The 21,738-nt window shown below is 67.5% G+C and carries 30 protein-coding genes and 1 pseudogene; 28 read left to right on the top strand and 3 right to left on the bottom strand.

Going from position 1 to position 21,738, the window contains the following annotated elements; translation table 11 throughout:
- Nucleotides 1-27 precede the first annotated feature (27 nt).
- The gene (gene tuf, locus AC07F3_RS36360) at nucleotides 28-1,221 is read left to right on the top strand and encodes an elongation factor Tu (protein WP_053731194.1); all 1,194 of its coding nucleotides are present in this window, start codon (nucleotides 28-30) and stop codon (nucleotides 1,219-1,221) included.
- 145 nt (nucleotides 1,222-1,366) lie between these two features.
- Here tuf and AC07F3_RS36355 read toward each other — a convergent pair whose 3' ends face one another.
- The 3 genes and pseudogenes from AC07F3_RS36355 to AC07F3_RS36345 form a co-directional block, all read right to left on the bottom strand.
- Nucleotides 1,367-3,304 (bottom strand): PIG-L family deacetylase, encoded by a 1,938-nt coding sequence (locus AC07F3_RS36355; protein ID WP_479118988.1) that lies wholly within the window; start codon nucleotides 3,302-3,304, stop codon nucleotides 1,367-1,369.
- A 200-nt stretch (nucleotides 3,305-3,504) separates the two neighbouring features.
- Nucleotides 3,505-3,618 (bottom strand): annotated as a pseudogene (locus tag AC07F3_RS36350) (Uma2 family endonuclease); the annotation flags it as partial.
- A gap of 79 nt (nucleotides 3,619-3,697) precedes the next feature.
- Nucleotides 3,698-4,558, bottom strand: a complete 861-nt coding sequence (locus tag AC07F3_RS36345) for a helix-turn-helix domain-containing protein (RefSeq protein ID WP_479118986.1) — start codon at nucleotides 4,556-4,558, stop codon at nucleotides 3,698-3,700.
- A gap of 527 nt (nucleotides 4,559-5,085) precedes the next feature.
- Between AC07F3_RS36345 and AC07F3_RS36340 the strand changes: the two genes are divergently transcribed.
- The 27 genes from AC07F3_RS36340 (at nucleotide 5,086) to AC07F3_RS36210 (ending at nucleotide 21,447) form a co-directional block, all read left to right on the top strand.
- Complete coding sequence (locus AC07F3_RS36340) at nucleotides 5,086-5,457, top strand: SseB family protein (protein WP_479119006.1); 372 nt, start codon at nucleotides 5,086-5,088, stop codon at nucleotides 5,455-5,457.
- A gap of 45 nt (nucleotides 5,458-5,502) precedes the next feature.
- Nucleotides 5,503-6,120 (top strand): hypothetical protein, encoded by a 618-nt coding sequence (locus tag AC07F3_RS36335; RefSeq protein WP_479118985.1) that lies wholly within the window; start codon nucleotides 5,503-5,505, stop codon nucleotides 6,118-6,120.
- Complete coding sequence (locus tag AC07F3_RS36330; RefSeq protein ID WP_479118983.1) at nucleotides 6,120-7,880, top strand: putative T7SS-secreted protein; 1,761 nt, start codon at nucleotides 6,120-6,122, stop codon at nucleotides 7,878-7,880. The genes AC07F3_RS36335 and AC07F3_RS36330 overlap by 1 nt, the downstream gene beginning before the upstream one ends.
- The gene (locus AC07F3_RS36325) at nucleotides 7,877-8,854 is read left to right on the top strand and encodes a type VII secretion system-associated protein (protein ID WP_479118982.1); all 978 of its coding nucleotides are present in this window, start codon (nucleotides 7,877-7,879) and stop codon (nucleotides 8,852-8,854) included. Before AC07F3_RS36330 ends, AC07F3_RS36325 begins: the two co-directional genes overlap by 4 nt.
- Nucleotides 8,855-9,554: 700 nt before the next feature.
- Nucleotides 9,555-9,863: a 30S ribosomal protein S10 gene (gene rpsJ, locus AC07F3_RS36320; RefSeq protein WP_003948644.1), complete on the top strand. Its 309-nt coding sequence runs from the start codon at nucleotides 9,555-9,557 to the stop codon at nucleotides 9,861-9,863.
- Between the two features lie 14 nt (nucleotides 9,864-9,877).
- Entirely contained in the window at nucleotides 9,878-10,522 is a 645-nt protein-coding gene (gene rplC, locus AC07F3_RS36315) for a 50S ribosomal protein L3 (RefSeq protein WP_114037188.1), read from the top strand.
- 7 nt (nucleotides 10,523-10,529) lie between these two features.
- Nucleotides 10,530-11,180 carry a 50S ribosomal protein L4 gene (gene rplD, locus AC07F3_RS36310; RefSeq protein ID WP_114037187.1) on the top strand — a complete coding sequence of 217 codons (651 nt, stop codon included), beginning with the start codon at nucleotides 10,530-10,532 and terminating at the stop codon, nucleotides 11,178-11,180.
- Nucleotides 11,180-11,494: a 50S ribosomal protein L23 gene (rplW, locus tag AC07F3_RS36305; RefSeq protein ID WP_053727606.1), complete on the top strand. Its 315-nt coding sequence runs from the start codon at nucleotides 11,180-11,182 to the stop codon at nucleotides 11,492-11,494. The genes rplD and rplW overlap by 1 nt, the downstream gene beginning before the upstream one ends.
- 39 nt (nucleotides 11,495-11,533) lie before the next feature.
- Nucleotides 11,534-12,370: a 50S ribosomal protein L2 gene (gene rplB / locus AC07F3_RS36300; RefSeq protein WP_114037186.1), complete on the top strand. Its 837-nt coding sequence runs from the start codon at nucleotides 11,534-11,536 to the stop codon at nucleotides 12,368-12,370.
- Between the two features lie 12 nt (nucleotides 12,371-12,382).
- Nucleotides 12,383-12,664, top strand: a complete 282-nt coding sequence (gene rpsS / locus AC07F3_RS36295) for a 30S ribosomal protein S19 (protein WP_053727608.1) — start codon at nucleotides 12,383-12,385, stop codon at nucleotides 12,662-12,664.
- Nucleotides 12,665-12,705: 41 nt separating this feature from the next.
- A complete protein-coding gene (rplV, locus tag AC07F3_RS36290; protein ID WP_030359020.1) occupies nucleotides 12,706-13,053 on the top strand; it encodes a 50S ribosomal protein L22 in 348 nt (115 codons plus the stop codon).
- Nucleotides 13,053-13,895: a 30S ribosomal protein S3 gene (gene rpsC, locus AC07F3_RS36285; RefSeq protein ID WP_053727609.1), complete on the top strand. Its 843-nt coding sequence runs from the start codon at nucleotides 13,053-13,055 to the stop codon at nucleotides 13,893-13,895. Before rplV ends, rpsC begins: the two co-directional genes overlap by 1 nt.
- 5 nt (nucleotides 13,896-13,900) lie before the next feature.
- Entirely contained in the window at nucleotides 13,901-14,320 is a 420-nt protein-coding gene (gene rplP / locus AC07F3_RS36280; RefSeq protein WP_053727610.1) for a 50S ribosomal protein L16, read from the top strand.
- Entirely contained in the window at nucleotides 14,320-14,544 is a 225-nt protein-coding gene (gene rpmC / locus AC07F3_RS36275) for a 50S ribosomal protein L29 (RefSeq protein WP_114037275.1), read from the top strand. Before rplP ends, rpmC begins: the two co-directional genes overlap by 1 nt.
- Nucleotides 14,544-14,828 (top strand): 30S ribosomal protein S17, encoded by a 285-nt coding sequence (gene rpsQ, locus AC07F3_RS36270; protein WP_008739702.1) that lies wholly within the window; start codon nucleotides 14,544-14,546, stop codon nucleotides 14,826-14,828. Before rpmC ends, rpsQ begins: the two co-directional genes overlap by 1 nt.
- 113 nt (nucleotides 14,829-14,941) lie before the next feature.
- Complete coding sequence (rplN, locus tag AC07F3_RS36265; RefSeq protein ID WP_053727611.1) at nucleotides 14,942-15,310, top strand: 50S ribosomal protein L14; 369 nt, start codon at nucleotides 14,942-14,944, stop codon at nucleotides 15,308-15,310.
- 2 nt (nucleotides 15,311-15,312) lie between these two features.
- Nucleotides 15,313-15,636 carry a 50S ribosomal protein L24 gene (rplX, locus tag AC07F3_RS36260; protein WP_053727612.1) on the top strand — a complete coding sequence of 108 codons (324 nt, stop codon included), beginning with the start codon at nucleotides 15,313-15,315 and terminating at the stop codon, nucleotides 15,634-15,636.
- Entirely contained in the window at nucleotides 15,636-16,193 is a 558-nt protein-coding gene (gene rplE, locus AC07F3_RS36255) for a 50S ribosomal protein L5 (protein ID WP_053727613.1), read from the top strand. The genes rplX and rplE overlap by 1 nt, the downstream gene beginning before the upstream one ends.
- Nucleotides 16,194-16,198: 5 nt before the next feature.
- Nucleotides 16,199-16,384: a type Z 30S ribosomal protein S14 gene (locus AC07F3_RS36250; RefSeq protein ID WP_003956452.1), complete on the top strand. Its 186-nt coding sequence runs from the start codon at nucleotides 16,199-16,201 to the stop codon at nucleotides 16,382-16,384.
- 223 nt (nucleotides 16,385-16,607) lie between these two features.
- Nucleotides 16,608-17,006, top strand: coding sequence for a 30S ribosomal protein S8 (gene rpsH / locus AC07F3_RS36245; RefSeq protein ID WP_067163170.1), 399 nt, complete (start codon nucleotides 16,608-16,610; stop codon nucleotides 17,004-17,006).
- A gap of 21 nt (nucleotides 17,007-17,027) precedes the next feature.
- Entirely contained in the window at nucleotides 17,028-17,567 is a 540-nt protein-coding gene (gene rplF / locus AC07F3_RS36240) for a 50S ribosomal protein L6 (RefSeq protein ID WP_114037184.1), read from the top strand.
- A gap of 3 nt (nucleotides 17,568-17,570) precedes the next feature.
- Complete coding sequence (rplR, locus tag AC07F3_RS36235; RefSeq protein ID WP_114037183.1) at nucleotides 17,571-17,954, top strand: 50S ribosomal protein L18; 384 nt, start codon at nucleotides 17,571-17,573, stop codon at nucleotides 17,952-17,954.
- Between the two features lie 46 nt (nucleotides 17,955-18,000).
- Nucleotides 18,001-18,603 (top strand): 30S ribosomal protein S5, encoded by a 603-nt coding sequence (rpsE, locus tag AC07F3_RS36230; RefSeq protein WP_030742217.1) that lies wholly within the window; start codon nucleotides 18,001-18,003, stop codon nucleotides 18,601-18,603.
- Nucleotides 18,603-18,785: a 50S ribosomal protein L30 gene (rpmD, locus tag AC07F3_RS36225; RefSeq protein ID WP_005313525.1), complete on the top strand. Its 183-nt coding sequence runs from the start codon at nucleotides 18,603-18,605 to the stop codon at nucleotides 18,783-18,785. The genes rpsE and rpmD overlap by 1 nt, the downstream gene beginning before the upstream one ends.
- A gap of 1 nt (nucleotide 18,786) precedes the next feature.
- Entirely contained in the window at nucleotides 18,787-19,242 is a 456-nt protein-coding gene (rplO, locus tag AC07F3_RS36220) for a 50S ribosomal protein L15 (RefSeq protein WP_114037182.1), read from the top strand.
- A 235-nt stretch (nucleotides 19,243-19,477) separates the two neighbouring features.
- Nucleotides 19,478-20,791 (top strand): preprotein translocase subunit SecY, encoded by a 1,314-nt coding sequence (secY, locus tag AC07F3_RS36215; protein ID WP_344375265.1) that lies wholly within the window; start codon nucleotides 19,478-19,480, stop codon nucleotides 20,789-20,791.
- Nucleotides 20,791-21,447 (top strand): adenylate kinase, encoded by a 657-nt coding sequence (locus tag AC07F3_RS36210; protein ID WP_479118978.1) that lies wholly within the window; start codon nucleotides 20,791-20,793, stop codon nucleotides 21,445-21,447. The genes secY and AC07F3_RS36210 overlap by 1 nt, the downstream gene beginning before the upstream one ends.
- Nucleotides 21,448-21,738 lie beyond the last annotated feature (291 nt).

The following is a 21,738-nucleotide window of genomic DNA, read 5'->3' as shown; positions in this document are numbered from 1 at the left end:
TACAGAACCACTCCACAGGAGGACTCAGTGGCGAAGGCGAAGTTCGAGCGGACTAAGCCGCACGTCAACATCGGCACCATCGGTCACATTGACCACGGTAAGACGACCCTCACGGCCGCCATTACCAAGGTGCTGCACGACGCGTACCCGGACCTGAACGAGGCCTCGGCCTTCGACCAGATCGACAAGGCTCCTGAGGAGCGCCAGCGCGGTATCACGATCTCGATCGCGCACGTCGAGTACCAGACCGAGTCGCGTCACTACGCCCACGTCGACTGCCCCGGTCACGCGGACTACATCAAGAACATGATCACGGGTGCCGCGCAGATGGACGGCGCGATCCTCGTGGTTGCCGCCACCGACGGCCCGATGCCGCAGACCAAGGAGCACGTGCTCCTGGCCCGCCAGGTCGGCGTTCCGTACATCGTCGTCGCCCTGAACAAGGCCGACATGGTGGACGACGAGGAGATCCTGGAGCTCGTCGAGCTCGAGGTCCGTGAGCTCCTCTCCGAGTACGAGTTCCCGGGCGACGACCTGCCGGTCGTCAAGGTCTCGGCGCTCAAGGCGCTCGAGGGCGACAAGGAGTGGGGCCAGTCGGTCCTGAACCTGATGGCCGCCGTCGACGAGGCGATCCCGCAGCCCGAGCGTGACGTCGACAAGCCGTTCCTGATGCCGATCGAGGACGTCTTCACGATCACCGGTCGTGGCACCGTCGTCACCGGTCGTATCGAGCGTGGTGTCCTGAAGGTCAACGAGACCGTCGACATCGTCGGTATCAAGACCGAGAAGACCACCACCACGGTCACCGGCATCGAGATGTTCCGCAAGCTGCTCGACGAGGGCCAGGCCGGTGAGAACGTCGGTCTGCTCCTCCGTGGCATCAAGCGCGAGGACGTCGAGCGCGGCCAGGTCATCATCAAGCCCGGTTCGGTCACCCCGCACACCGAGTTCGAGGCCCAGGCGTACATCCTGTCCAAGGACGAGGGTGGCCGTCACACGCCGTTCTTCAACAACTACCGCCCGCAGTTCTACTTCCGTACGACTGACGTGACCGGTGTCGTTACCCTCCCCGAGGGCACCGAGATGGTCATGCCGGGCGACAACACCGCCATGACGGTCGCGCTGATCCAGCCGGTCGCCATGGAGGAGGGCCTGAAGTTCGCCATCCGTGAGGGTGGCCGGACCGTGGGCGCCGGCCAGGTCGTCAAGATCGTCAAGTAAGTACCTGACGATTGACCTGGTAGCTCGCTGAGCTGTCAGAAGAGCCCCGCACCTTTCGAGGTGCGGGGCTCTTCGCCGTCTCCGGGGAGGTCGGGGCCGACGGAGGGCTCCGGCGAGGTCGGGGCCGACAGGAACTCGGGGGAGGTCAGGGGCGCCAGGACCAGGGCCGGGCGTCCACCCCGAGCCCCACGGCGAGCGCCCGCCCGTCGCGGACGTACAGCGTGGGCGGGCCGACGGGCACGACGCCCCCCGACCGCTTCACCACCCGCCCCGCGCCCGCCAGTTGGACGAGCCCCTTCTCGTCCGTGCCCAGCACGTACCCGCCGCTGGCGCCGACCGGCCCGTACCCGTCGAGCGTGACCGCGGGCGCGGCACTGCCGTCCGGGCGTACGGAGGTGAGGCGCGGCGACGCGGGGGAGCCGGGGTCCCGCAGGGCCTTCTTCGGGTCGGTGGACGTGCGGTAGAGCAGCTGTACGCCGTCGCCCAGCGGGACCGGGGCCACCGCGTCGACGGCGAGCGGCAGCCGGGAGGCGGCGGGGGCGAGCGGCCTGCCGGGCGCGGTCTGGGTCCAGTGGTGCACGGTGTCGGCGCCCGCGGCGAAGACGTGCACGCGCCCGCCCCGGTCCACGACGGCGCTCAGCCCCTCCTGCACCGACTCCCCGCCGAGATCGCGCCACGGCGACCAGGCGCCGTCGGCCTCGCGGATGCGGGAGCTGATGCCGCGGTCCGCGTTGCGCACGAAGAGGTGGACGCGCCCGTCCGGCGCTGCCACGGCCAGCGGCGGGCCGATCCGCCGCCCCCGGTCGTCGCCCCGCTCGGGGTTCCCGAGCCCCTTCCAGGCGCCGAACTTCCCGTCGCGGGCGGCCTGTTCGAGGAGGACGACCTCCCGGGTGTTGGCGCCGGAGCGCCCCTGGAGCGAGGAGAACCGCAGCCCGAACAGCAGCTGACGCCCGTCGGCCAGGGTCGTCCCGCCGAGCACGGGGGCGAGCGGCGAGCCGCCGAGGTCCTGCGGCGCGCCCCAGCTGTCGTCGGGGTTCCTGCTCCACCGCACCGCCCGCAGCCCGAGCACGCCGTAGGCCTGCGAGCCGTCGTCGGAGACGAGCAGCCGGGTGCCGGGGTGGCGGTAGTGGGTGGAGCGCACCCACCCCTTCCAGTTGGTGAGCGGCCGCGTCCCGCCCACGTTGTAGTCGCCGCAGCCCCCGGGGTTCCCGCAGTCCCACCGCTTGTCCCCGCCGTACGGCACGAGGTGCGCGGCCTTATCCGCGAGCACCTTCGGGGGGAGGTTCTTGGGCCAGTGCCGGTTGTAGTAGCCGCGGTAGGCGGTGGCGAGGAAGGCGTTGCCCTGCTCGGCGTGCCGGATCATCGCGGCCCAGGCGAAGGAGGCGGCGGCGGTGTGGTCGGCGTGGTCGGAGTAGCCGGGCTGCTCGGAGTCGTGCGAGCGGTCGGCCGGCGAGCTGTGCTGGATGTCCGGGTCGGGGTCGAGGGTCTGGACGAGGGTGGGCGCGTAGTCGGCGAGGATTCCGGCGAGCACGTCGACCATGTCGTCGTAGGTGTAGGCCTTGGCCTGGGTGAGGGGTGACCCTTCGGCGATGACGACGGGCAGCTGGAGGCTCCGGTCCTCCCACAGGCTGGGCAGCCCCATCCGGCCCCCGAGCGGGGTGTGCATGGCGGTGTTGAGGAACACCAACTCCACGCTGCGGCCCCCGTGTTGGAGCCGGTTGACCTCGGCGCGGTGCCCGCCGCGCAGCTCGGCCACGGACTTCTCCCAGGGCGTGTACTTGTCCAGCCCGAGGATGGTGGCGTACGCCTGCCGCAGGCCCTGGTGGCGGGCGGAGGAGTAGGCGGCCTTGTCGTAGACGGGCGGCGAGGTGTCACTGACCACCCGGTTGTCCCCGTTGGCCTCCCCGCCGGTGACGTACACGCTGACCAGCGGCACCCCGGAGTCCAGGGTGTGCTGGGTGTCCGGGTTCATGAAGTACAGGTCGTCGTCGGGGTGGGCGAGGATCTGGAGGAGCAGGGGGCTTGGGGCCGGGTCGAGCGGCGCGTCCGCACGGCTTCGCGAGGCCCGCCCGCTCTCGGGCACCGAGCACCCCGTCACCCCGACAGCGAGCCCGACGGCAGCCGCCCCGCCGAGCACCGCCCGCCGACTGAACCTGCCTGCGCCACCGCGCTGCGCGCGACCGCTTACGTCGTACACGTACGTTCCGTCCGCCGGATGCCTGGGGGGTCAGGGGCGATGGTATCCAGGGGGTGCGCAGGGGGTGGCGGCGGCTGGGGAGGTCACGCGGAGCGGGTCCCGTCCGGCGTGGAGTGGATCTCGGACAGGACGGCGCCGCTCCCCGTGCGGGGGTCGAAGACGGCGTAGACGGGGATGCCGAGCAGGGGGCAGTCCTGCATCGTCCGGTAGAGGTGCTTCGAGTCCCGCTGGGCGTTGCCCGGGGCGATGCTCATGGCGCGCGCTCCTTGTGGTCTCTGCTCAGGGGCAGGGGCCGTCACGTTCATGCTGGGCGGGCTCCGTGTGTGGGTGGCGGCAGGCGGGGCAGTGGCCGGGTTCGGGGGCGCGGAAGGCTCGGTCGCACGTCTCGCAGGTCTGGAGGGGGTCCGGGCGGGCCGGGGCCGGAGGCAGGGGCGGGGGCAGCAGCACGGCGAGGCGGTGGGCGAGCAGGGATGCCGGGTGGCGCAGGGATTCGGGGAGGTTCGCACTCAGGGTGCGGCGTACGGAGTCGGGGTCGGCCCCCCGGTCCAGCCAGGCGGCGACGGCCGGGGCGAGACGGCGTACGTCCCGCTCGGCGAGCAGCAGCCGGGGGTCGTGGCGGCGCAGCCCCGCGAGGAGCTCCGCGGCCGCGGGGTGCGGGACCGCGTCGGGCCCGGGCTCCGGCTCGGCCGCGGGTTGTGCACGGGGTGGTTCGGGTGGGGGCGTCGAAGGGGGAACGGGCTTTCTGCGGTGGGCCGTTGGGGGAGTGGGGTGGCTCGCGCCGGGCTGGTTGCAGGACACGGTGCGCGTGACGACCCGGCCGCTGGGCAGCCGCTCCCGGCTGCGACTCAGGTAGCCGTGCGCCTCCAACTCCCGCAGCGCGGCGGCGATGCGGGCCTCGCTCTCGGGGAAGCGTTCCGCGAGGGCCTTGATGCCGATGCGGGTTCCGGCGGGGAGCGACTGGATGTGGACGGCGAGGCCGATCGCCAGCAGGGAGAGTTCCCGGTGCTGGGCGAGGTGGTTGCCGATGACCGTGTACCGGCTGGTGTGCCGGGTGTTGGCGTGGACGACACCGGACCGGGGGGCGCCACCGAGAACGGGGGACGAGGTGCGCGAGGTCGCGCTAAGGTGCTGAGCAGCCATGGGGAAGGTGTTGCTTCCTTCGTGGTCAGGCCCTCGATCGGGATGCCAGTCCCGGCCGGGGGCCGACTTGTGTATGGGGTGGTCGCCGCCCCCGCGCCGGTGTCCGCACCCGGGGCCGCCGCGGCGAGCATATGCCAGCGAACTGGCAGCAAATCCAGCCGAGTTGGGTGATGTCACCCATCCGGGTGAGGGAGGCTGGAGGGGATTGGAAAGGTGTCACCCCTTCGGTCTTCAAAGCCTTTGATGTCGCACCTCACCACGTCCCGGCCACCCGCGTCCCGGTCCACCGGGTCGTGGTTCACCGGGTCGTGGGGGGTGCGATGCGGTGGATGCTGCGCCTCGGGCCGCGCTGCTGAAAAGCCCCCTGGGAGCCATGGCCCGGGGTCAAGGGGAAACGCCCCGTACGTAGAGGGTGGGTGTGAGCGCCTCGGCCTGCTCCCGCCCCGCCATCGGCCAACATGCCCTGACATGCTCCCGATTCGCTTTGCGAAGTATGACAAGCCCATGTGATTCTGCCGGGCGTGGAGATGTCCGGTGGGCTTGTGGGACAGCAGAGGCGGCATGGGTTCGCGGCGTCGCTGGGTGAGTTTCGGCGTACCGCTGTGCTGGTGCCGGAGGCCGGGGGCGGGTGGTGGACGGCCGAGTGGGGTGGGATCCGGTGGATCTGTGCCTTCTCGAACGAGGCGGCGTTGGCCCGGTTCGCGATCGTGCGTGGTGAGGGAAGCCGGGAGTGGCTCTACCAACGCGTGTTGGGGGCGCGGTTGTTGGACGTGTTCGTGCCGGCGCTAGGTGTGCCGGCCGGCGTCGCGCTGGATGCGGGCAGTCCGGACGGTGTGGTGTTCCCGCCGGTCGCCGGGATCGTGCCGGACGCGGTTGCTGTCGACGGCGTACGTGACTGAGGGGGAGTGCGGGGCATGAGTGGCGGGGGCGATCAGGATCTCCGGGTGCCGCCTGAGGCGATGCGGCTGATCACGGAGGGGATCAACGGTGCGCTCGGCGAGCTGAAGGAGCTCGGGCTCATCGGGGAGGCCGGGATGGGGCGCGGGTTCGACTCGATGGCGATGACCGGGCTCGAGCTGGGTGACGACGGGCTGACGGAGACGTTCAAGTCGTTCTGTGAGCGGTGGGAGTGGGGTGTACGGGCGCTGGTGCAGGAGGGCAACGACTTCGCTCTGAAGGCGGGGCTGTCGGCCGGGGTCGTGTACGAGGAGGACCAGTACGTCCAGGGTGGGTTCAAGGTCCTGGCGAACTCGGCGATGGGTAACCCGCATGCCACCGAGGACCAGGTCACCGGCATGTCGTGGGGCGACCTGGCGTCCAACAACATGTACGCGCACGCCGATTTCAGCGCGGAGTCCTTCCAGAAGGCCGACGCGGAGATCAAGCAGAGCGCGAAGGACGCCGGCCGCGACTTCAGCGACAGCAAGCTCAACCCGCTCGGTCTCACCCTGTCGGTCTCCGGCCAGGACGAGGCCGTGGACCAGTGGCGCGAGAAGGAATTCGGCCCGTCGCCGCAAGAACGCGCGCAGCAGCAACGTACGAACGGTGGAAGTCACAGCTGATGGTGGACCTCGGGGGTTGGGTCGACGGCGGGAAGAACCTGCTGAACAAGGGCCTGGGCAAGGTCGAGGAGGGCATCGACGCCGGTAAGAAGGCGGTGGGGGGTGCCGTCGACGAGGGTGCGCATGCTGTCAGTGGCCTTCTGGACCGGGTCGGCGCCCACCATCTGGCCGAGCAGGTGGACGACTTCGGTGATGCTGTCGCGGCGGATCTCGGCGCGCACGTGGACGAGAAGCAGCTCGGGCAGAGCGAGCTGTTCAACGATCTCGTCCACGGAAATCCGAAGACGATCCGGGCCAACGCCGCGCACCTCGCCGACTTCTCCACGGCGTTCGGCAAGGTCGGGCAGGGCATGCGGCGGCTGGACTCCGGGAGCTGGAAGGGCGAGGCGGCCGACGCTTTTCGAGCCCGGTTCGCCCTGCACCCGGCCAAGTGGGGCGAGGCCTCGTTCGCCTGTCACGACGCGTCCAGTGCGCTCTCCCACTACGCCGGGACCGTTGAGTGGGCACAGAGCAAGGCGCAGGAGGCCATCGAGCTCTACCGGGAGGGCCAGACGGAGTCCCGGCAGGCCCAGGACGCGTACAACAAGCAGGTCGACGCCTACAACGACAAGATCCGCGGGCATCAGGACCCGGGGCCGCGCCCGGGTCCCTTCTTCGACCCGGGGCTCGGCAAGCAGCAGCGCGCCCAGGAGACGCTCGCCGAGGCCCGCCGCCAGCGCAACGACGCCGCGAGCGCGGCGCGTGGCATGGTCCAGGCAGCCCTCGCCTCGGCCCCGGCCGAACCACCGCCGCTCTCCCGTCTGGGCCGCGACTACCAGGACGTCATGCTGGGCGGCCAGATCGAGCTCGACCACGTCGCCGTGGGCGTCGTGAAGGGCACCGCCGACATCCTGAACTTCGCCCGCAGCCTCAACCCCCAGGACCCCTACAACCTCCTGCACCCGGCCGAGTACGAGAAGAGCGTCGCCACCACCCTGACCGGGCTCGTCTCCATGACCGCCCACCCGGAGCGGGCGGCCAAGAACATGTGGGCCGACTTCAAGCGGGACCCCGCCGAATTCGGGGCCCGGCTGCTTCCCAACGCCGTCGAGCCGGAGGCGTTGGCGGCGGGAGCCCTGCGGACCGGCGCGAGGATCGGCTTGAGGGAAGGCGTCGAAGGCGGCCTGGAGGACGTTGCACGGGCGAGGGCAACGAGGGACGTCGGCGCCGATTCGGCCGACGGGGGCCTCCGGGAACACCACGCGGCGGATCCATCGGGGGAGCCCGATCGGCTCGCGGCGGCGGCTGACCCCTCCGTCGATGTCTCGAAGATCCCGGGGGACGCTGTCTGGCGGACGTCGGACGAGCCGCTGTGGCGCTTCGACAAACGGTCCCCCGATACCATTTTCCAAGAGGGTTTCCAGCCCTGGGACCCCTCCAACACTCATTTGCGAGACTATGTCCAAAACAATACGCATTCGGCGTATGTGGGAACGACTCGTAACCCCGAGCTGTCGTGGGCTGGCGAGTTCAGATATGAGATCGACGCTCCGGGCGGCATCGATGTGAATTCCTCAATTCCGCACAATATCCATGCCAAGGAGAGCGAGATCGCCTTCCCTGGTGGTGTCCGTACGGAAAATATCAAGGGGGTTTGGGAGCGGACACCCGATGGCGCATGGGGGAAGTTCACGCCGAACCCCAATTATCGGCCACCAGCGCCTCCGGCCGAACCCCGGCTGCAACCGAGTGGCCTGCTGCCACCAGGATGGACGTTATGAGCGAGACGATGATGGGCAGCCGCGAAGACGTTGCTGCTGTACGAGACGGCGCGCAGGTGCGGTGCAGTCTGTCCTGGTGGCTCGATGAGCACAGCAGGGACCCGTACCGCGTGCGAGCCGATGGCCCCTGGGGCGGCGTGGCAGCTGCGGCACCGGACTTGTTCGGTGCCTTGGCGGGGGTGCGTTCCCGGCTTGAGCCGCTGGGCTGGCGGCTCCTGGTCAATGGTGCGAGGCCGGATGTCAGGCAGAGCGGGATGCTCGGTTCCAGCGGGAGCACCCGGGCCTATCGACTGCACGCCGGAACTACGACGTCACCCGAAGACACCGTCGATATCTTCGACGACGTCGATGGCGAAAACGTTGTTTCAGTGGCCGAGCAGGAGGCCGCTTATTCGAAGTGGTTGGATTCGATGAATGTCGGGAAGGCGAACGACTCGGAACCTGTTCTGACCGACGAATTGAGGGCCCAGGCGAAAAGCGCGCCCGGTAGCTGGCTCTATTCGATCGATCCGGCCTACGACCCGCGGGGGTCGGTTCCGCCGTACGGGGTTATTGGTGCGTGGCCGGTCGACCAGCGCGGTGAGCCCGGGGCGTTCAACCGCAACCCCAATTACAGGCCTTCGCCCATGGCCATGGGGCTTCCCGTTCCGACGGACGCGATCGAAGCGGCGATCCAGCTTGCGGCGACAGGACACGGGCCCGAAGCGCACATTGTGCAGCGCCTGGCCGGAGCCACGGTTTTCCTGGTGCCCACGGACGAACCCGGTGTGGCCCTCTACGCCGATGCCGAAGGGCGGTTCGTCCCGGTCCTGACCGACCCGAAGCATGCTCCGAGCTCGGCACCGCAGCTGCAGGCCGTCACCTGTGCCGAACTGGTGGCGTCCCTGCCGCCCGATGTGGCGCTCAAGCTGAATCCCGGGAGCCGGGTGTCGGTGCGCGTCCCTTCGGCGGAGGTGAGGGCGCTGCTGCGGTGACGGTTCGCAACAGGCGGTCACAGCAGAGGGGTTGAGGCTTCGCGGCGGGGGCGGGGAACGGTGGGCGGGGAGGCGGAGGACGGCCTCGCGCAGGCCGCGCCGCCGGCGACCGGAACGTCACCCTGGCGGAGCGGGGTCTCCGGCTCTCATCAGGCGTATCCCGATGCCGATGGAAAGTCCCTCGGGACCGTCTCTGCTCGGGTCGGAGACCAGGGAATGGGGAGGCCCGCCCGATGTGGTCCGGGGGCGCCACCGTCGACAGGGTGGGAATGGGACCGAGCGTCGACCGGCCGCGAGCCGAATGCGTGAGCGCATGTGACGTGGGGTACGCTTCCCGGCTGCGATTGGCCAGGCAATGGCCCCGTATGGCAGACTGTCGGGGTTGCTCGGTTGAGTGCCGATGCTGCGCGCCTCCCGCCGGGAGGACCGGAAGCGAGTCCCACAGTACTCGTCGCCCCTGATCAGGGGCGGACGTACGGGAATCTTCCGGGAAGTGTCAGCGGGGCTCCGGCCAGGCGTCCGGTGGGTGTTCTGCCCCCGTCTGCGAGGTCCTGTGGCCCGCATCCCCTTGGTTGGGAAATCCCGTATGGGATTTCTGCGTAGAGGGAGTGCGACACGCCCGACCGCGTGGGTCGGAGGTGGGAGTCAGTAGAACCCCCGGGTTCCAGAGCGTTACGAGACAAAGGACTACTAGGTAGCCATGGCGGGACAGAAGATCCGCATCCGGCTCAAGGCCTACGACCACGAGGTCATCGACTCCTCGGCGAAGAAGATCGTCGAGACGGTGACCCGCACTGGTGCGTCGGTCGCGGGCCCGGTGCCGCTGCCCACTGAGAAGAACGTGTACTGCGTCATCAAGTCGCCGCACAAGTACAAGGACTCTCGCGAGCACTTCGAGATGCGCACGCACAAGCGCCTCATCGACATCCTCGACCCCACGCCGAAGACGGTTGACTCGCTGATGCGTCTCGACCTGCCGGCCGGCGTCGACATCGAGATCAAGCTCTGAAGGGACGGGCCGAGATGAGCAAGAACATCAAGGGCGTCCTGGGCGAGAAGCTCGGCATGACCCAGGTCTGGGACGAGAACAACCGCGTCGTCCCGGTCACCGTCGTCAAGGCCGGGCCGTGCGTCGTGACGCAGGTTCGCACCAACGACGTCGACGGCTACGAGTCGGTCCAGATCGCCTTCGGCGAGATCGACCCGCGCAAGGTGAACAAGCCCCTCAAGGGTCACTTCGCCAAGGCCGACGTGACCCCGCGCCGCCACCTGGTGGAGCTCCGCACCCCTGACGCCAGCGAGTACACGCTGGGCCAGGAGATCACTGCCGAGGTGTTCGAGTCCGGCGTCAAGGTCGACGTCACGGGCAAGAGCAAGGGCAAGGGCTTCGCCGGTGTCATGAAGCGTCACAACTTCAAGGGCCTGGGCGCCGGTCACGGTACCCAGCGCAAGCACCGCTCGCCCGGTTCCATCGGTGGCTGCGCCACCCCTGGCCGTGTGTTCAAGGGCCTCCGCATGGCGGGCCGCATGGGCAACGAGCGCGTGACCACCCAGAACCTGACCGTCCACGCTGTTGACGCGGAGAAGGGTCTGCTGCTCATCAAGGGCGCGGTCCCCGGTCCGAACGGCGGCCTCGTCCTGGTCCGTACCGCGGCCAAGGGGGCCTGAGGTAACGATGAGCACCATTGACATCCTTTCGCCGGCAGGCGACAAGGCCGGGACCGTCGAGCTCCCCGCGGAGATCTTCGACGCGAAGACCAGCGTTCCGCTGATCCACCAGGTCGTCGTCGCTCAGCTGGCCGCTGCCCGCCAGGGCACGCACAAGACCAAGACCCGTGGCGAAGTCCGCGGTGGTGGCAAGAAGCCCTACCGCCAGAAGGGCACCGGCCGCGCGCGCCAGGGTTCGACCCGTGCGCCGCAGTTCGCCGGCGGTGGCGTCGTCCACGGCCCCGTGCCGCGTGACTACTCGCAGCGCACCCCGAAGAAGATGAAGGTCGCCGCTCTGCGCGGTGCCCTCTCCGACCGGGCGCGCCACTCCCGCATCCACGTCGTCACCGGCGTGGTCGAGGGAACGGCTTCCACCAAGGCCGCCAAGACGCTGTTCGGCAAGATCTCGGAGCGCAAGAACCTGCTCCTGGTCGTCGACCGCGCCGACGAGGCCGCGTGGCTGTCCGCCCGCAACCTGCCCCAGGTCCACATCCTGGAGCCGGGCCAGCTCAACACGTACGACGTGCTCGTCTCCGACGACGTGGTCTTCACCCAGGCCGCTCTCGAGTCCTTCGTGTCTGGCCCCAAGGCCGATGACAACGAGGGGAGCGAAGCCTGATGGCCGAGATCACCAGCAAGACCTTCACGGACCCGCGCGACATTCTCGTCAAGCCGGTTGTGTCCGAGAAGAGCTACGCGCTCCTTGACGAGAACAAGTACACGTTCATCGTCAAGCCGGGCTCCAACAAGACCCAGATCAAGCAGGCCGTGGAAGCGGTCTTCTCGGTCAAGGTCACCGGGGTCAACACGATCAACCGCCAGGGCAAGCGCAAGCGCACGAAGACCGGTTTCGGCAAGCGTGCCGACACCAAGCGCGCCATCGTGACCCTTGCTGAGGGCGACCGTATCGACATCTTCGGCCAGGCCTCCTAACGGAGCGCCCTGGTCCGAATATCGGACGAGGACTGAGAAATGGGTATCCGCAAGTACAAGCCGACGACTCCGGGCCGTCGTGGCTCCAGCGTCGCCGACTTCGTCGAGATCACGCGGTCCACGCCGGAGAAGTCGCTGGTCCGCCCCCTGCACAGCAAGGGCGGCCGTAACAACACCGGTCGTGTGACCGTCCGACACCAGGGCGGTGGCCACAAGCGCGCCTACCGCGTGATCGACTTCCGTCGTCACGACAAGGACGGCGTGCCGGCCAAGGTCGCTCACATCGAGTACGACCCGAACCGCACCGCGCGCATCGCGCTCCTGCACTACGCAGACGGCGAGAAGCGCTACATCATCGCGCCCCGTGGCCTGAGCCAGGGTGACCGCGTTGAGAACGGCCCCGGGGCCGACATCAAGCCGGGCAACAACCTGGCGCTGCGCAACATCCCGGTCGGTACGACCATCCACGCCATCGAGCTGCGTCCCGGCGGCGGTGCGAAGTTCGCCCGCTCCGCGGGTGCTTCGGTGCAGCTGCTGGCGAAGGAGGGCACGATGGCCCACCTTCGTATGCCGTCCGGCGAAATTCGCCTGGTCGACGCCCGCTGCCGCGCCACCATCGGCGAGGTCGGCAACGCCGAGCAGTCGAACATCAACTGGGGCAAGGCCGGCCGCATGCGCTGGAAGGGCGTCCGCCCGACCGTCCGCGGTGTCGCGATGAACCCGGTTGACCACCCGCACGGTGGTGGTGAGGGCAAGACCAGTGGTGGTCGCCACCCGGTCTCCCCGTGGGGTCAGAAGGAGGGTCGTACTCGCTCGCCGAAGAAGGCATCGAGCAAGTACATCGTCCGCCGCCGCAAGACGAACAAGAAGCGCTAGGAGCGGGTTTAGATGCCGCGCAGTCTCAAGAAGGGACCCTTCGTCGACGGACACCTCATCAAGAAGGTGGACGCTCAGAACGAAGCTGGTACCAAGAACGTCATCAAGACCTGGTCCCGTCGCTCGATGATCATCCCGGCCATGCTCGGCCACACGATCGCGGTGCACAACGGCAAGACCCACGTCCCGGTGTTTGTCTCCGAGTCGATGGTCGGCCACAAGCTCGGTGAGTTCTCGCCGACTCGCACCTTCCGCGGCCACGTCAAGGACGACCGGAAGTCGAAGCGCCGCTAACGCGGGGTGGAATGACCATGACAGACACTGGAAGGACAACCATGGAAGCCAGGGCCCAGGCGCGGTACATCCGCGTTACGCCCATGAAGGCCCGCCGAGTGGTGGACCTTATCCGTGGCATGGATGCCACGGAGGCTCAGGCGGTCCTGCGTTTCGCCCCGCAGGCCGCGAGCGTGCCGGTCGGCAAGGTGCTTGACAGCGCCATTGCCAACGCCGCGCACAACTACGACCACACGGACGCCTCTTCGCTGTTCATCAGCGAGGCGTTTGTGGACGAGGGTCCGACCCTGAAGCGGTTCCGTCCGCGTGCTCAGGGCCGTGCCTACCGGATCCGTAAGCGGACCAGCCACATCACCGTGGTCGTCAGCAGCAAGGAAGGAACCCGGTAATGGGCCAGAAGGTTAACCCGCATGGGTTCCGGCTCGGTATCACCACGGACTTCAAGTCCCGCTGGTACGCCGACAAGCTGTACAAGGACTACGTCAAGGAAGACGTCGCCATCCGTCGGATGATGACGTCCGGCATGGAGCGCGCCGGCATCTCGAAGGTTGAGATCGAGCGCACCCGTGACCGCGTGCGGGTGGACATCCACACCGCGCGTCCCGGCATCGTCATCGGCCGCCGTGGCGCCGAGGCCGACCGCATCCGCGGTGACCTCGAGAAGCTCACGGGCAAGCAGGTCCAGCTGAACATCCTCGAGGTCAAGAACCCCGAGATGGACGCTCAGCTGGTTGCTCAGGCCGTTGCCGAGCAGCTCTCCTCCCGCGTCTCCTTCCGCCGTGCCATGCGCAAGAGCATGCAGGGCACCATGAAGGCCGGCGCCAAGGGCATCAAGATCCAGTGCGGCGGCCGTCTCGGCGGCGCCGAGATGTCCCGCTCGGAGTTCTACCGCGAAGGCCGTGTGCCGCTGCACACCCTGCGCGCGAACATCGACTACGGCTTCTTCGAGGCCAAGACGACCTTCGGCCGCATCGGCGTGAAGGTCTGGATCTACAAGGGCGACGTCAAGAACATCGCCGAGGTTCGCGCCGAGAACGCAGCGGCCCGTGCGGGTAACCGCCCGGCCCGTGGTGGCGCCAACGACCGTCCGGCCGGTGGCCGCGGTGGCCGTGGCGGCGAGCGTGGCGGTCGCGGCCGCAAGCCGCAGCAGGCTGCGCCGGCTGCCGAGGCCCCCAAGGCCGAGGCTCCCGCCGCCGCCGCTCCGGCTGAGAGCACCGGAACGGAGGCCTGACCGAAATGCTGATCCCCCGTAGGGTCAAGCACCGCAAGCAGCACCACCCCAAGCGCCGCGGTATGGCCAAGGGTGGTACGACGGTTGCGTTCGGCGAGTACGGCATTCAGGCCCTCACGCCGGCGTACGTGACCAACCGCCAGATCGAGGCGGCTCGTATCGCGATGACCCGCCACATCAAGCGTGGCGGCAAGGTCTGGATCAACATCTACCCGGACCGCCCGCTGACGAAGAAGCCTGCCGAGACCCGCATGGGTTCCGGTAAGGGTTCTCCGGAGTGGTGGGTCGCGAACGTTCACCCGGGCCGGGTGATGTTCGAGCTGTCCTACCCGAACGAGAAGATTGCTCGTGAGGCGCTCACCCGAGCTGCTCACAAGCTCCCGATGAAGTGCCGCATCGTCCGGCGCGAGGCAGGTGAGGCGTGATGTCGGCCGGAACCAAGGCGTCCGAACTGCGCGAGCTGGGTGACGAGGAGCTTCTCGGCAAGCTCCGCGAAGCCAAGGAAGAGCTGTTCAACCTCCGCTTCCAGGCGGCGACGGGCCAGCTCGAGAACCACGGTCGGCTCAAGTCCGTCCGTAAGGACATCGCCCGGATCTACACCCTGATGCGCGAGCGCGAGCTGGGCATCGAGACGGTGGAGAGCGTCTGATGAGCGAGAAGAATGTGACTGAGACGACTGAGCAGCGCGGTTTCCGCAAGACCCGTGAGGGTCTGGTCGTCAGCGACAAGATGGACAAGACCGTCGTCGTCGCTGTCGAGGACCGTGTGAAGCACGCGCTGTACGGCAAGGTCATCCGCCGTACGAACAAGCTCAAGGCGCACGACGAGCAGAACGCTGCCGGTGTCGGCGACCGCGTCCTCATCATGGAGACGCGTCCGCTGTCGGCGAGCAAGCGCTGGCGCATCGTCGAGATCCTCGAGAAGGCCAAGTAAGTAATTCTCTGGGGGGTTTCCCTCAGAGTGGTTCCGCCAGGCTCGGTGGGGGCCGCACCTCGTAAGAGGACCGTGGTCCCCGCCGGGAACCGGCAGACGATCAGGAGATAGACGTGATCCAGCAGGAGTCGCGACTGCGCGTCGCCGACAACACTGGTGCGAAGGAAATCCTTTGCATCCGTGTGCTCGGTGGCTCCGGTCGCCGCTACGCGGGTATCGGTGACGTCATCGTCGCCACCGTCAAGGACGCGATCCCCGGTGGCAACGTGAAGAAGGGCGACGTCGTCAAGGCTGTCGTCGTGCGCACCGTCAAGGAGCGTCGTCGTCAGGACGGCTCGTACATCCGCTTCGACGAGAACGCGGCCGTCATCCTCAAGAACGATGGCGACCCCCGCGGCACCCGCATCTTCGGCCCGGTGGGCCGGGAGCTGCGCGAGAAGAAGTTCATGAAGATCATCTCGCTCGCGCCGGAGGTGCTGTAAGCATGAAGATCAAGAAGGGCGACCTGGTTCAGGTCATCACCGGTAAGGACAAGGGCAAGCAGGGCAAGGTCATCGCGGCCTTCCCCCGCGAGGACCGCGTCCTGGTCGAGGGTGTCAACCGGGTCAAGAAGCACACCAAGGCCGGCCAGACCGCTCGCGGTTCGCAGACCGGTGGCATTGTGACGACCGAGGCCCCGATCCACGTGAGCAACGTTCAGCTCGTCGTGGAGAAGGACGGCAACAAGGTCGTTACCCGCGTCGGTTTCCGCTTCGACGACGAGGGCAACAAGATCCGCGTTGCCAAGCGGACGGGTGAGGACATCTGATGGCTACCACCACCACTCCGCGTCTCAAGACGAAGTACCGCGAGGAGATCGCGGGCAAGCTGCGTGAGGAGTTCTCGTACGAGAACGTCATGCAGGTTCCCGGCCTCGTGAAGATCGTGGTCAACATGGGTGTGGGCGACGCCGCCCGCGACTCCAAGCTGATGGATGGCGCGGTTCGCGACCTCACCACGATCACCGGCCAGAAGCCGGCCGTCACCAAGGCCCGCAAGTCCATCGCGCAGTTCAAGCTGCGTGAGGGTCAGCCGATCGGCTGCCACGTCACCCTCCGTGGTGACCGCATGTGGGAGTTCCTGGACCGTACGCTGTCGCTCGCGCTGCCGCGTATCCGTGACTTCCGTGGTCTGTCGCCGAAGCAGTTCGACGGCCGTGGCAACTACACCTTCGGTCTCACCGAGCAGGTCATGTTCCACGAGATCGACCAGGACAAGATCGACCGTACCCGGGGTATGGACATCACCGTGGTCACCACGGCGACCAACGACGACGAGGGCCGCGCGCTCCTTCGTCACCTCGGCTTCCCCTTCAAGGAGGCGTAAGCGAGATGGCGAAGAAGGCTCTCATCGCGAAGGCTGCCCGCAAGCCCAAGTTCGGTGTGCGTGCGTACACCCGCTGCCAGCGTTGCGGTCGCCCCCACTCCGTGTACCGCAAGTTCGGCCTGTGCCGCGTGTGCCTCCGTGAGATGGCTCACCGTGGCGAGCTGCCGGGCGTGACCAAGAGCTCCTGGTAATTCCCCTCTGTCCTCAGGGACTTGGGAATTTCCGGACGCTCTCGGTAAGTATCTGGTCGGCGGATGCCCTCCCTCACATGCCGTAGGCTTGTGGGGTTGGGCGTCCGCCGCCCATAACGACTTACTACGCCGTAGGTCCCCGCACCGCACCCGTCCCGCCACTGAGTGGGGAGAGGGATGGCGCATACAGGAAACCGCGGCGAGAGAGGCCGAAGGCCGATTCATGACCATGACTGACCCGATCGCAGACATGCTCACTCGTCTGCGTAACGCAAACTCGGCGTACCACGACACCGTCGTGATGCCGCACAGCAAGATCAAGTCGCACATCGCGGAGATCCTCCAGCAGGAGGGCTTCATCACTGGCTGGAAGGTCGAGGACGCCGAGGTCGGCAAGAACCTCGTCCTCGAGCTGAAGTTCGGGCCGAACCGTGAGCGCTCCATCGCGGGCATCAAGCGGATCTCGAAGCCCGGTCTGCGTGTGTACGCGAAGTCCACCAACCTGCCGAAGGTGCTCGGCGGCCTGGGCGTGGCGATCATCTCCACGTCGCACGGTCTGCTCACCGGTCAGCAGGCAGGCAAGAAGGGCGTAGGTGGGGAAGTCCTCGCCTACGTCTGGTAGTCGGGAACGGAGGAAAAGCTAATGTCGCGAATCGGCAAGCTCCCCATCCAGGTTCCCGCCGGTGTGGACGTCACCATCGATGGCCGTACGGTTCACGTGAAGGGCCCCAAGGGTTCCCTCACGCACGCCGTTGCGGCTCCCATCGAGATCGTGAAGGGTGAGGACGGCGTTCTGAACGTCACCCGCCCCAACGACGAGCGTCAGAACAAGGCCCTGCACGGCCTGTCCCGCACGCTGGTGGCCAACATGATCACCGGTGTGACCCAGGGATACACCAAGGCGCTCGAGATCAGCGGTGTCGGTTACCGCGTCCAGGCGAAGGGCTCCAACCTGGAGTTCGCGCTGGGCTACAGCCACCCGATCACCGTCGAGGCCCCCGAAGGCATCACCTTCAAGGTCGAGTCGCCCACGAAGTTCTCGGTCGAGGGCATCGACAAGCAGAAGGTCGGCGAGGTCGCCGCCAACATCCGCAAGCTGCGGAAGCCCGACCCGTACAAGGCCAAGGGTGTCAAGTACGCCGGCGAGGTCATCCGCCGCAAGGTCGGAAAGGCTGGTAAGTAAGCCATGGCATACGGTGTGAAGATCGCCAAGGGCGACGCTTACAAGCGTGCCGCCAAGGCACGTCGCCACGTCCGCATCCGCAAGCACGTGTCGGGTACGGCGGAGCGTCCGCGCCTCGTCGTGACGCGTTCCAACCGCGGTATCACCGCTCAGGTCATCGACGACCTCAAGGGTCACACCCTGGCGTCGGCGTCGAACCTGGACGCTTCGATCCGCGGTGGCGAGGGCGACAAGTCCGCGCAGGCCAAGCAGGTCGGTGCCCTGGTCGCTGAGCGCGCCAAGGCCGCCGGCGTCGAGGCCGTCGTGTTCGACCGTGGTGGCAACAGGTACGCCGGGCGCATTGCCGCTCTGGCTGACGCCGCCCGCGAAGCCGGGCTGAAGTTCTAAGCCCCGGTTCCGGGACTAACGGACGTAACAGAGAGAGGTAAATCCAATGGCTGGACCCCAGCGCCGCGGAAGCGGTGCCGGTGGCGGCGAGCGGCGGGACCGGAAGGGTCGCGACGGTGGCGCTGCCGCCGAGAAGACCGCTTACGTTGAGCGCGTTGTCGCGATCAACCGCGTTGCCAAGGTTGTCAAGGGTGGTCGCCGCTTCAGCTTCACCGCGCTGGTCGTGGTGGGCGACGGTGACGGCACCGTAGGTGTCGGTTACGGCAAGGCCAAGGAAGTTCCCGCGGCCATCGCCAAGGGCGTCGAAGAGGCCAAGAAGCACTTCTTCAAGGTCCCGCGCATCCAGGGCACCATCCCGCACCCGATCCAGGGCGAGAAGGCGGCCGGCGTTGTCCTGCTGAAGCCTGCTTCCCCCGGTACCGGTGTTATCGCCGGTGGCCCGGTGCGCGCGGTGCTCGAGTGCGCCGGCGTTCACGACATCCTGTCGAAGTCGCTCGGCTCCGACAACGCGATCAACATCGTGCACGCGACCGTGGAGGCCCTCCGTGGCCTGCAGCGTCCCGAGGAGATCGCGGCCCGCCGTGGTCTGCCCCTCGAGGACGTCGCCCCCGCGGCTCTGCTTCGTGCGCGTGCGGGAGCGGGTGCGTAATGGCCCGTCTCAAGATCACGCAGACGAAGTCGTACATCGGCAGCAAGCAGAACCACCGCGACACCCTGCGTTCGCTCGGGCTCAAGCGCCTGAACGACGTGGTTGTCAAGGAGGACCGTCCCGAGTTCCGCGGCATGGTGCACACCGTCCGCCACCTCGTGACGGTTGAGGAGGTCGACTGACATGGCGGAGCAGAACCCGCTGAAGGTCCACAACCTCCGGCCCGCCCCGGGCGCCAAGACCGCCAAGACCCGTGTGGGTCGTGGTGAGGCGTCCAAGGGTAAGACCGCAGGTCGTGGTACCAAGGGCACCAAGGCTCGTTACCAGGTGCCGGAGCGCTTCGAGGGTGGCCAGATGCCCCTTCACATGCGTCTCCCGAAGCTCAAGGGCTTCAAGAACCCGTTCCGCACCGAGTACCAGGTGGTCAACCTGGACAAGCTCGGCGCTCTCTACCCCGAGGGTGGAGAGGTCACGGTGGCCGACCTGGTCGCCAAGGGCGCGGTGCGCAAGAACAGCCTCGTCAAGGTCCTGGGCCAGGGCGAGATCTCCGTGGCGCTGCAGGTGACGGTTGACGCCGTCTCCGGCTCCGCCAAGGAGAAGATTGCCGCCGCCGGCGGCACCGTCACCGAGCTCGTCTGAGACAGCTTGATGGCTTGAACATCCGACCGGGGATGCCTCTCAAATGGGGCATCCCCGGTTGGTCGTTCCTAGGGGGGCACGGTCGCCGGTAAGGTGGCGTGCACTGTCTAAGTTCCGTGCTGTGTGCCTGGACGGCTCCGGCACGGTTTTTTGGCAGATCAAGACTTCAATCCTTATTCGTCGATCCTCAAGACCGTCACCCTGACGCACTTGCGCGGGGGTCGCAGGAGGCACCGTGCTCACCGCGTTCGCCCAGGCGTTCAAGACGCCTGACCTGCGCAAGAAGCTGCTCTTCACACTCGGCATCATCGTGATCTACCGGCTCGGTACGCATGTGCCGATGCCTGGGGTGAGCTACAAGAACGTCCAGATCTGTGTGGACCAGGCTCAGCAGAACAGCGGTCTGTTCAGCTTGGTGAACATGTTCAGCGGCGGTGCGCTGCTGCAGATCACGATCTTCGCGCTCGGCATCATGCCGTACATCACGGCGAGCATCATCCTGCAGCTGCTGACCGTGGTGATCCCACGCCTGGAAGCCCTCAAGAAGGAGGGTCAGGCGGGTACGGCGAAGATCACGCAGTACACGCGTTACCTGACCGTCGCGCTGGCCATCCTGCAGGGCACCGGCCTCGTCGCCACCGCCCGCAACGGCGCGCTCTTCAACGGCTGCCAGGTCGCCACCGAGATCATCCCGAACCGCTCGATCTTCACCACCATCACCATGGTCATCACGATGACCGCCGGTACCGCCTGCGTCATGTGGCTCGGTGAGATCATCACCGACCGCGGCATCGGCAACGGCATGTCCATCCTGATGTTCATCTCGATCGCCTCCAGCTTCCCGAGCTCCCTGTGGGCCATCAAGAAGCAGGGTCACCTCGCCGGTGGCTGGATCGAGTTCGGCACCGTGGTCCTGGTCGGCCTCGTCATGGTCGGGCTCGTGGTCTTCGTCGAACAGGCCCAGCGGCGCATCCCGGTGCAGTACGCGAAGCGCATGATCGGCCGCCGTTCGTACGGCGGCACCTCGACCTACATCCCGCTGAAGGTCAACCAGGCCGGTGTGATCCCGGTCATCTTCGCCTCGTCGCTGCTCTACATCCCGGCGCTGATCGTCCAGTTCTCGAACTCGACGGCGGGCTGGGCGACCTGGATCAAGGACAACTTGACCAAGGGCGACCATCCTTACTACATCGTCAGCTACTTCCTCCTGATCGTGTTCTTCGCCTTCTTCTACGTGGCGATCTCGTTCAACCCCGAGGAAGTCGCCGACAACATGAAGAAGTATGGTGGCTTCATCCCGGGCATCCGGGCTGGCCGACCGACCGCTGAGTACCTGAGCTACGTACTCAACCGGATCACCTGGCCGGGGTCGCTGTATCTGGGGCTGATCGCGCTCGTACCGACAATGGCGTTGATCATCTTCGGCGGTGTCCAGAGCTTCCCGCTCGGCGGGACGAGCATCCTCATCATCGTGGGTGTGGGTCTGGAAACCGTTAAGCAGATCGAGAGCCAGCTTCAGCAGCGCAATTACGAAGGGTTCCTCCGCTGATGCGAATCGTCCTCGTCGGACCGCCCGGTGCAGGCAAGGGAACGCAGGCCGCGTTCCTTGCCCAGAACCTGGCGATCCCGCACATCTCCACGGGCGACCTCTTCCGTGCCAACATCAGCCAGGGCACGGACCTCGGCAAGCAGGCCAAGGCGTACATGGACGCCGGCAACCTGGTACCGGACGAGGTCACCATCGGGATGGCCAAGGACCGCATGGAAGCGCCGGACGCCGAGAACGGCTTTCTGCTCGACGGCTTCCCGCGCAACGTGGTGCAGGCCGAGGCGCTGGACGAGGTGCTCAAGGCCGACGGCGTGAAGCTGGACGCCGTGCTCGACCTGGAAGTCCCCGAGGACGAGGTCGTCAAGCGCATCGCCGGCCGGCGCATCTGCCGCAACGACAGCTCGCACGTCTTCCACGTGGCGTACAACGCCCCGCAGCAGGACGGCGTCTGCGACAAGTGCGGCGGCGAGCTGTACCAGCGCGGTGACGACACCGAGGACACCGTGCGCAAGCGGCTCGAGGTCTACCACAGCGAGACCGAGCCGATCATCGACTACTACCGCGCGCAGGGGCTGGTCATCACCATCTCCGCCCTCGGGAAGGTCGACGAGGTCACCAAGAAGGCGATGGACGCGCTGCGTCGCGACGCCGCCTAGTCCTTACGCTGCCGACGGCCGCGGTGCCCCTCCGGGGGTGCCGCGGCCGTTCTGCGTCTCCGGGTGCCGGTCGCCCTGGGGCTCCGCCCCAGACCCCGTTCGCGCCTGAACGGCGCTCGTCCTCAATCGCCGGACGGGCTGGGGGTGCCTGGCTGGGGGTGCCTGGTTGGGCGGCCCTTCGCTGGCCTGAGCGGTTGGGGGTGCGCGGCACCGCACGGTCGGCCACGCACGGGCCGCACCCGAAGACCGAGGCCCCGGGGCTGGGGCGGGACGCCGTATCGTTGGGGGTGA

The sequence above is a fragment of the Streptomyces sp. NPDC045846 genome, assembly GCF_056431605.1.
The sequence above is the reverse complement of the archived record's forward strand: the minus strand, read 5'-3'. Positions and strand labels throughout refer to the sequence as shown.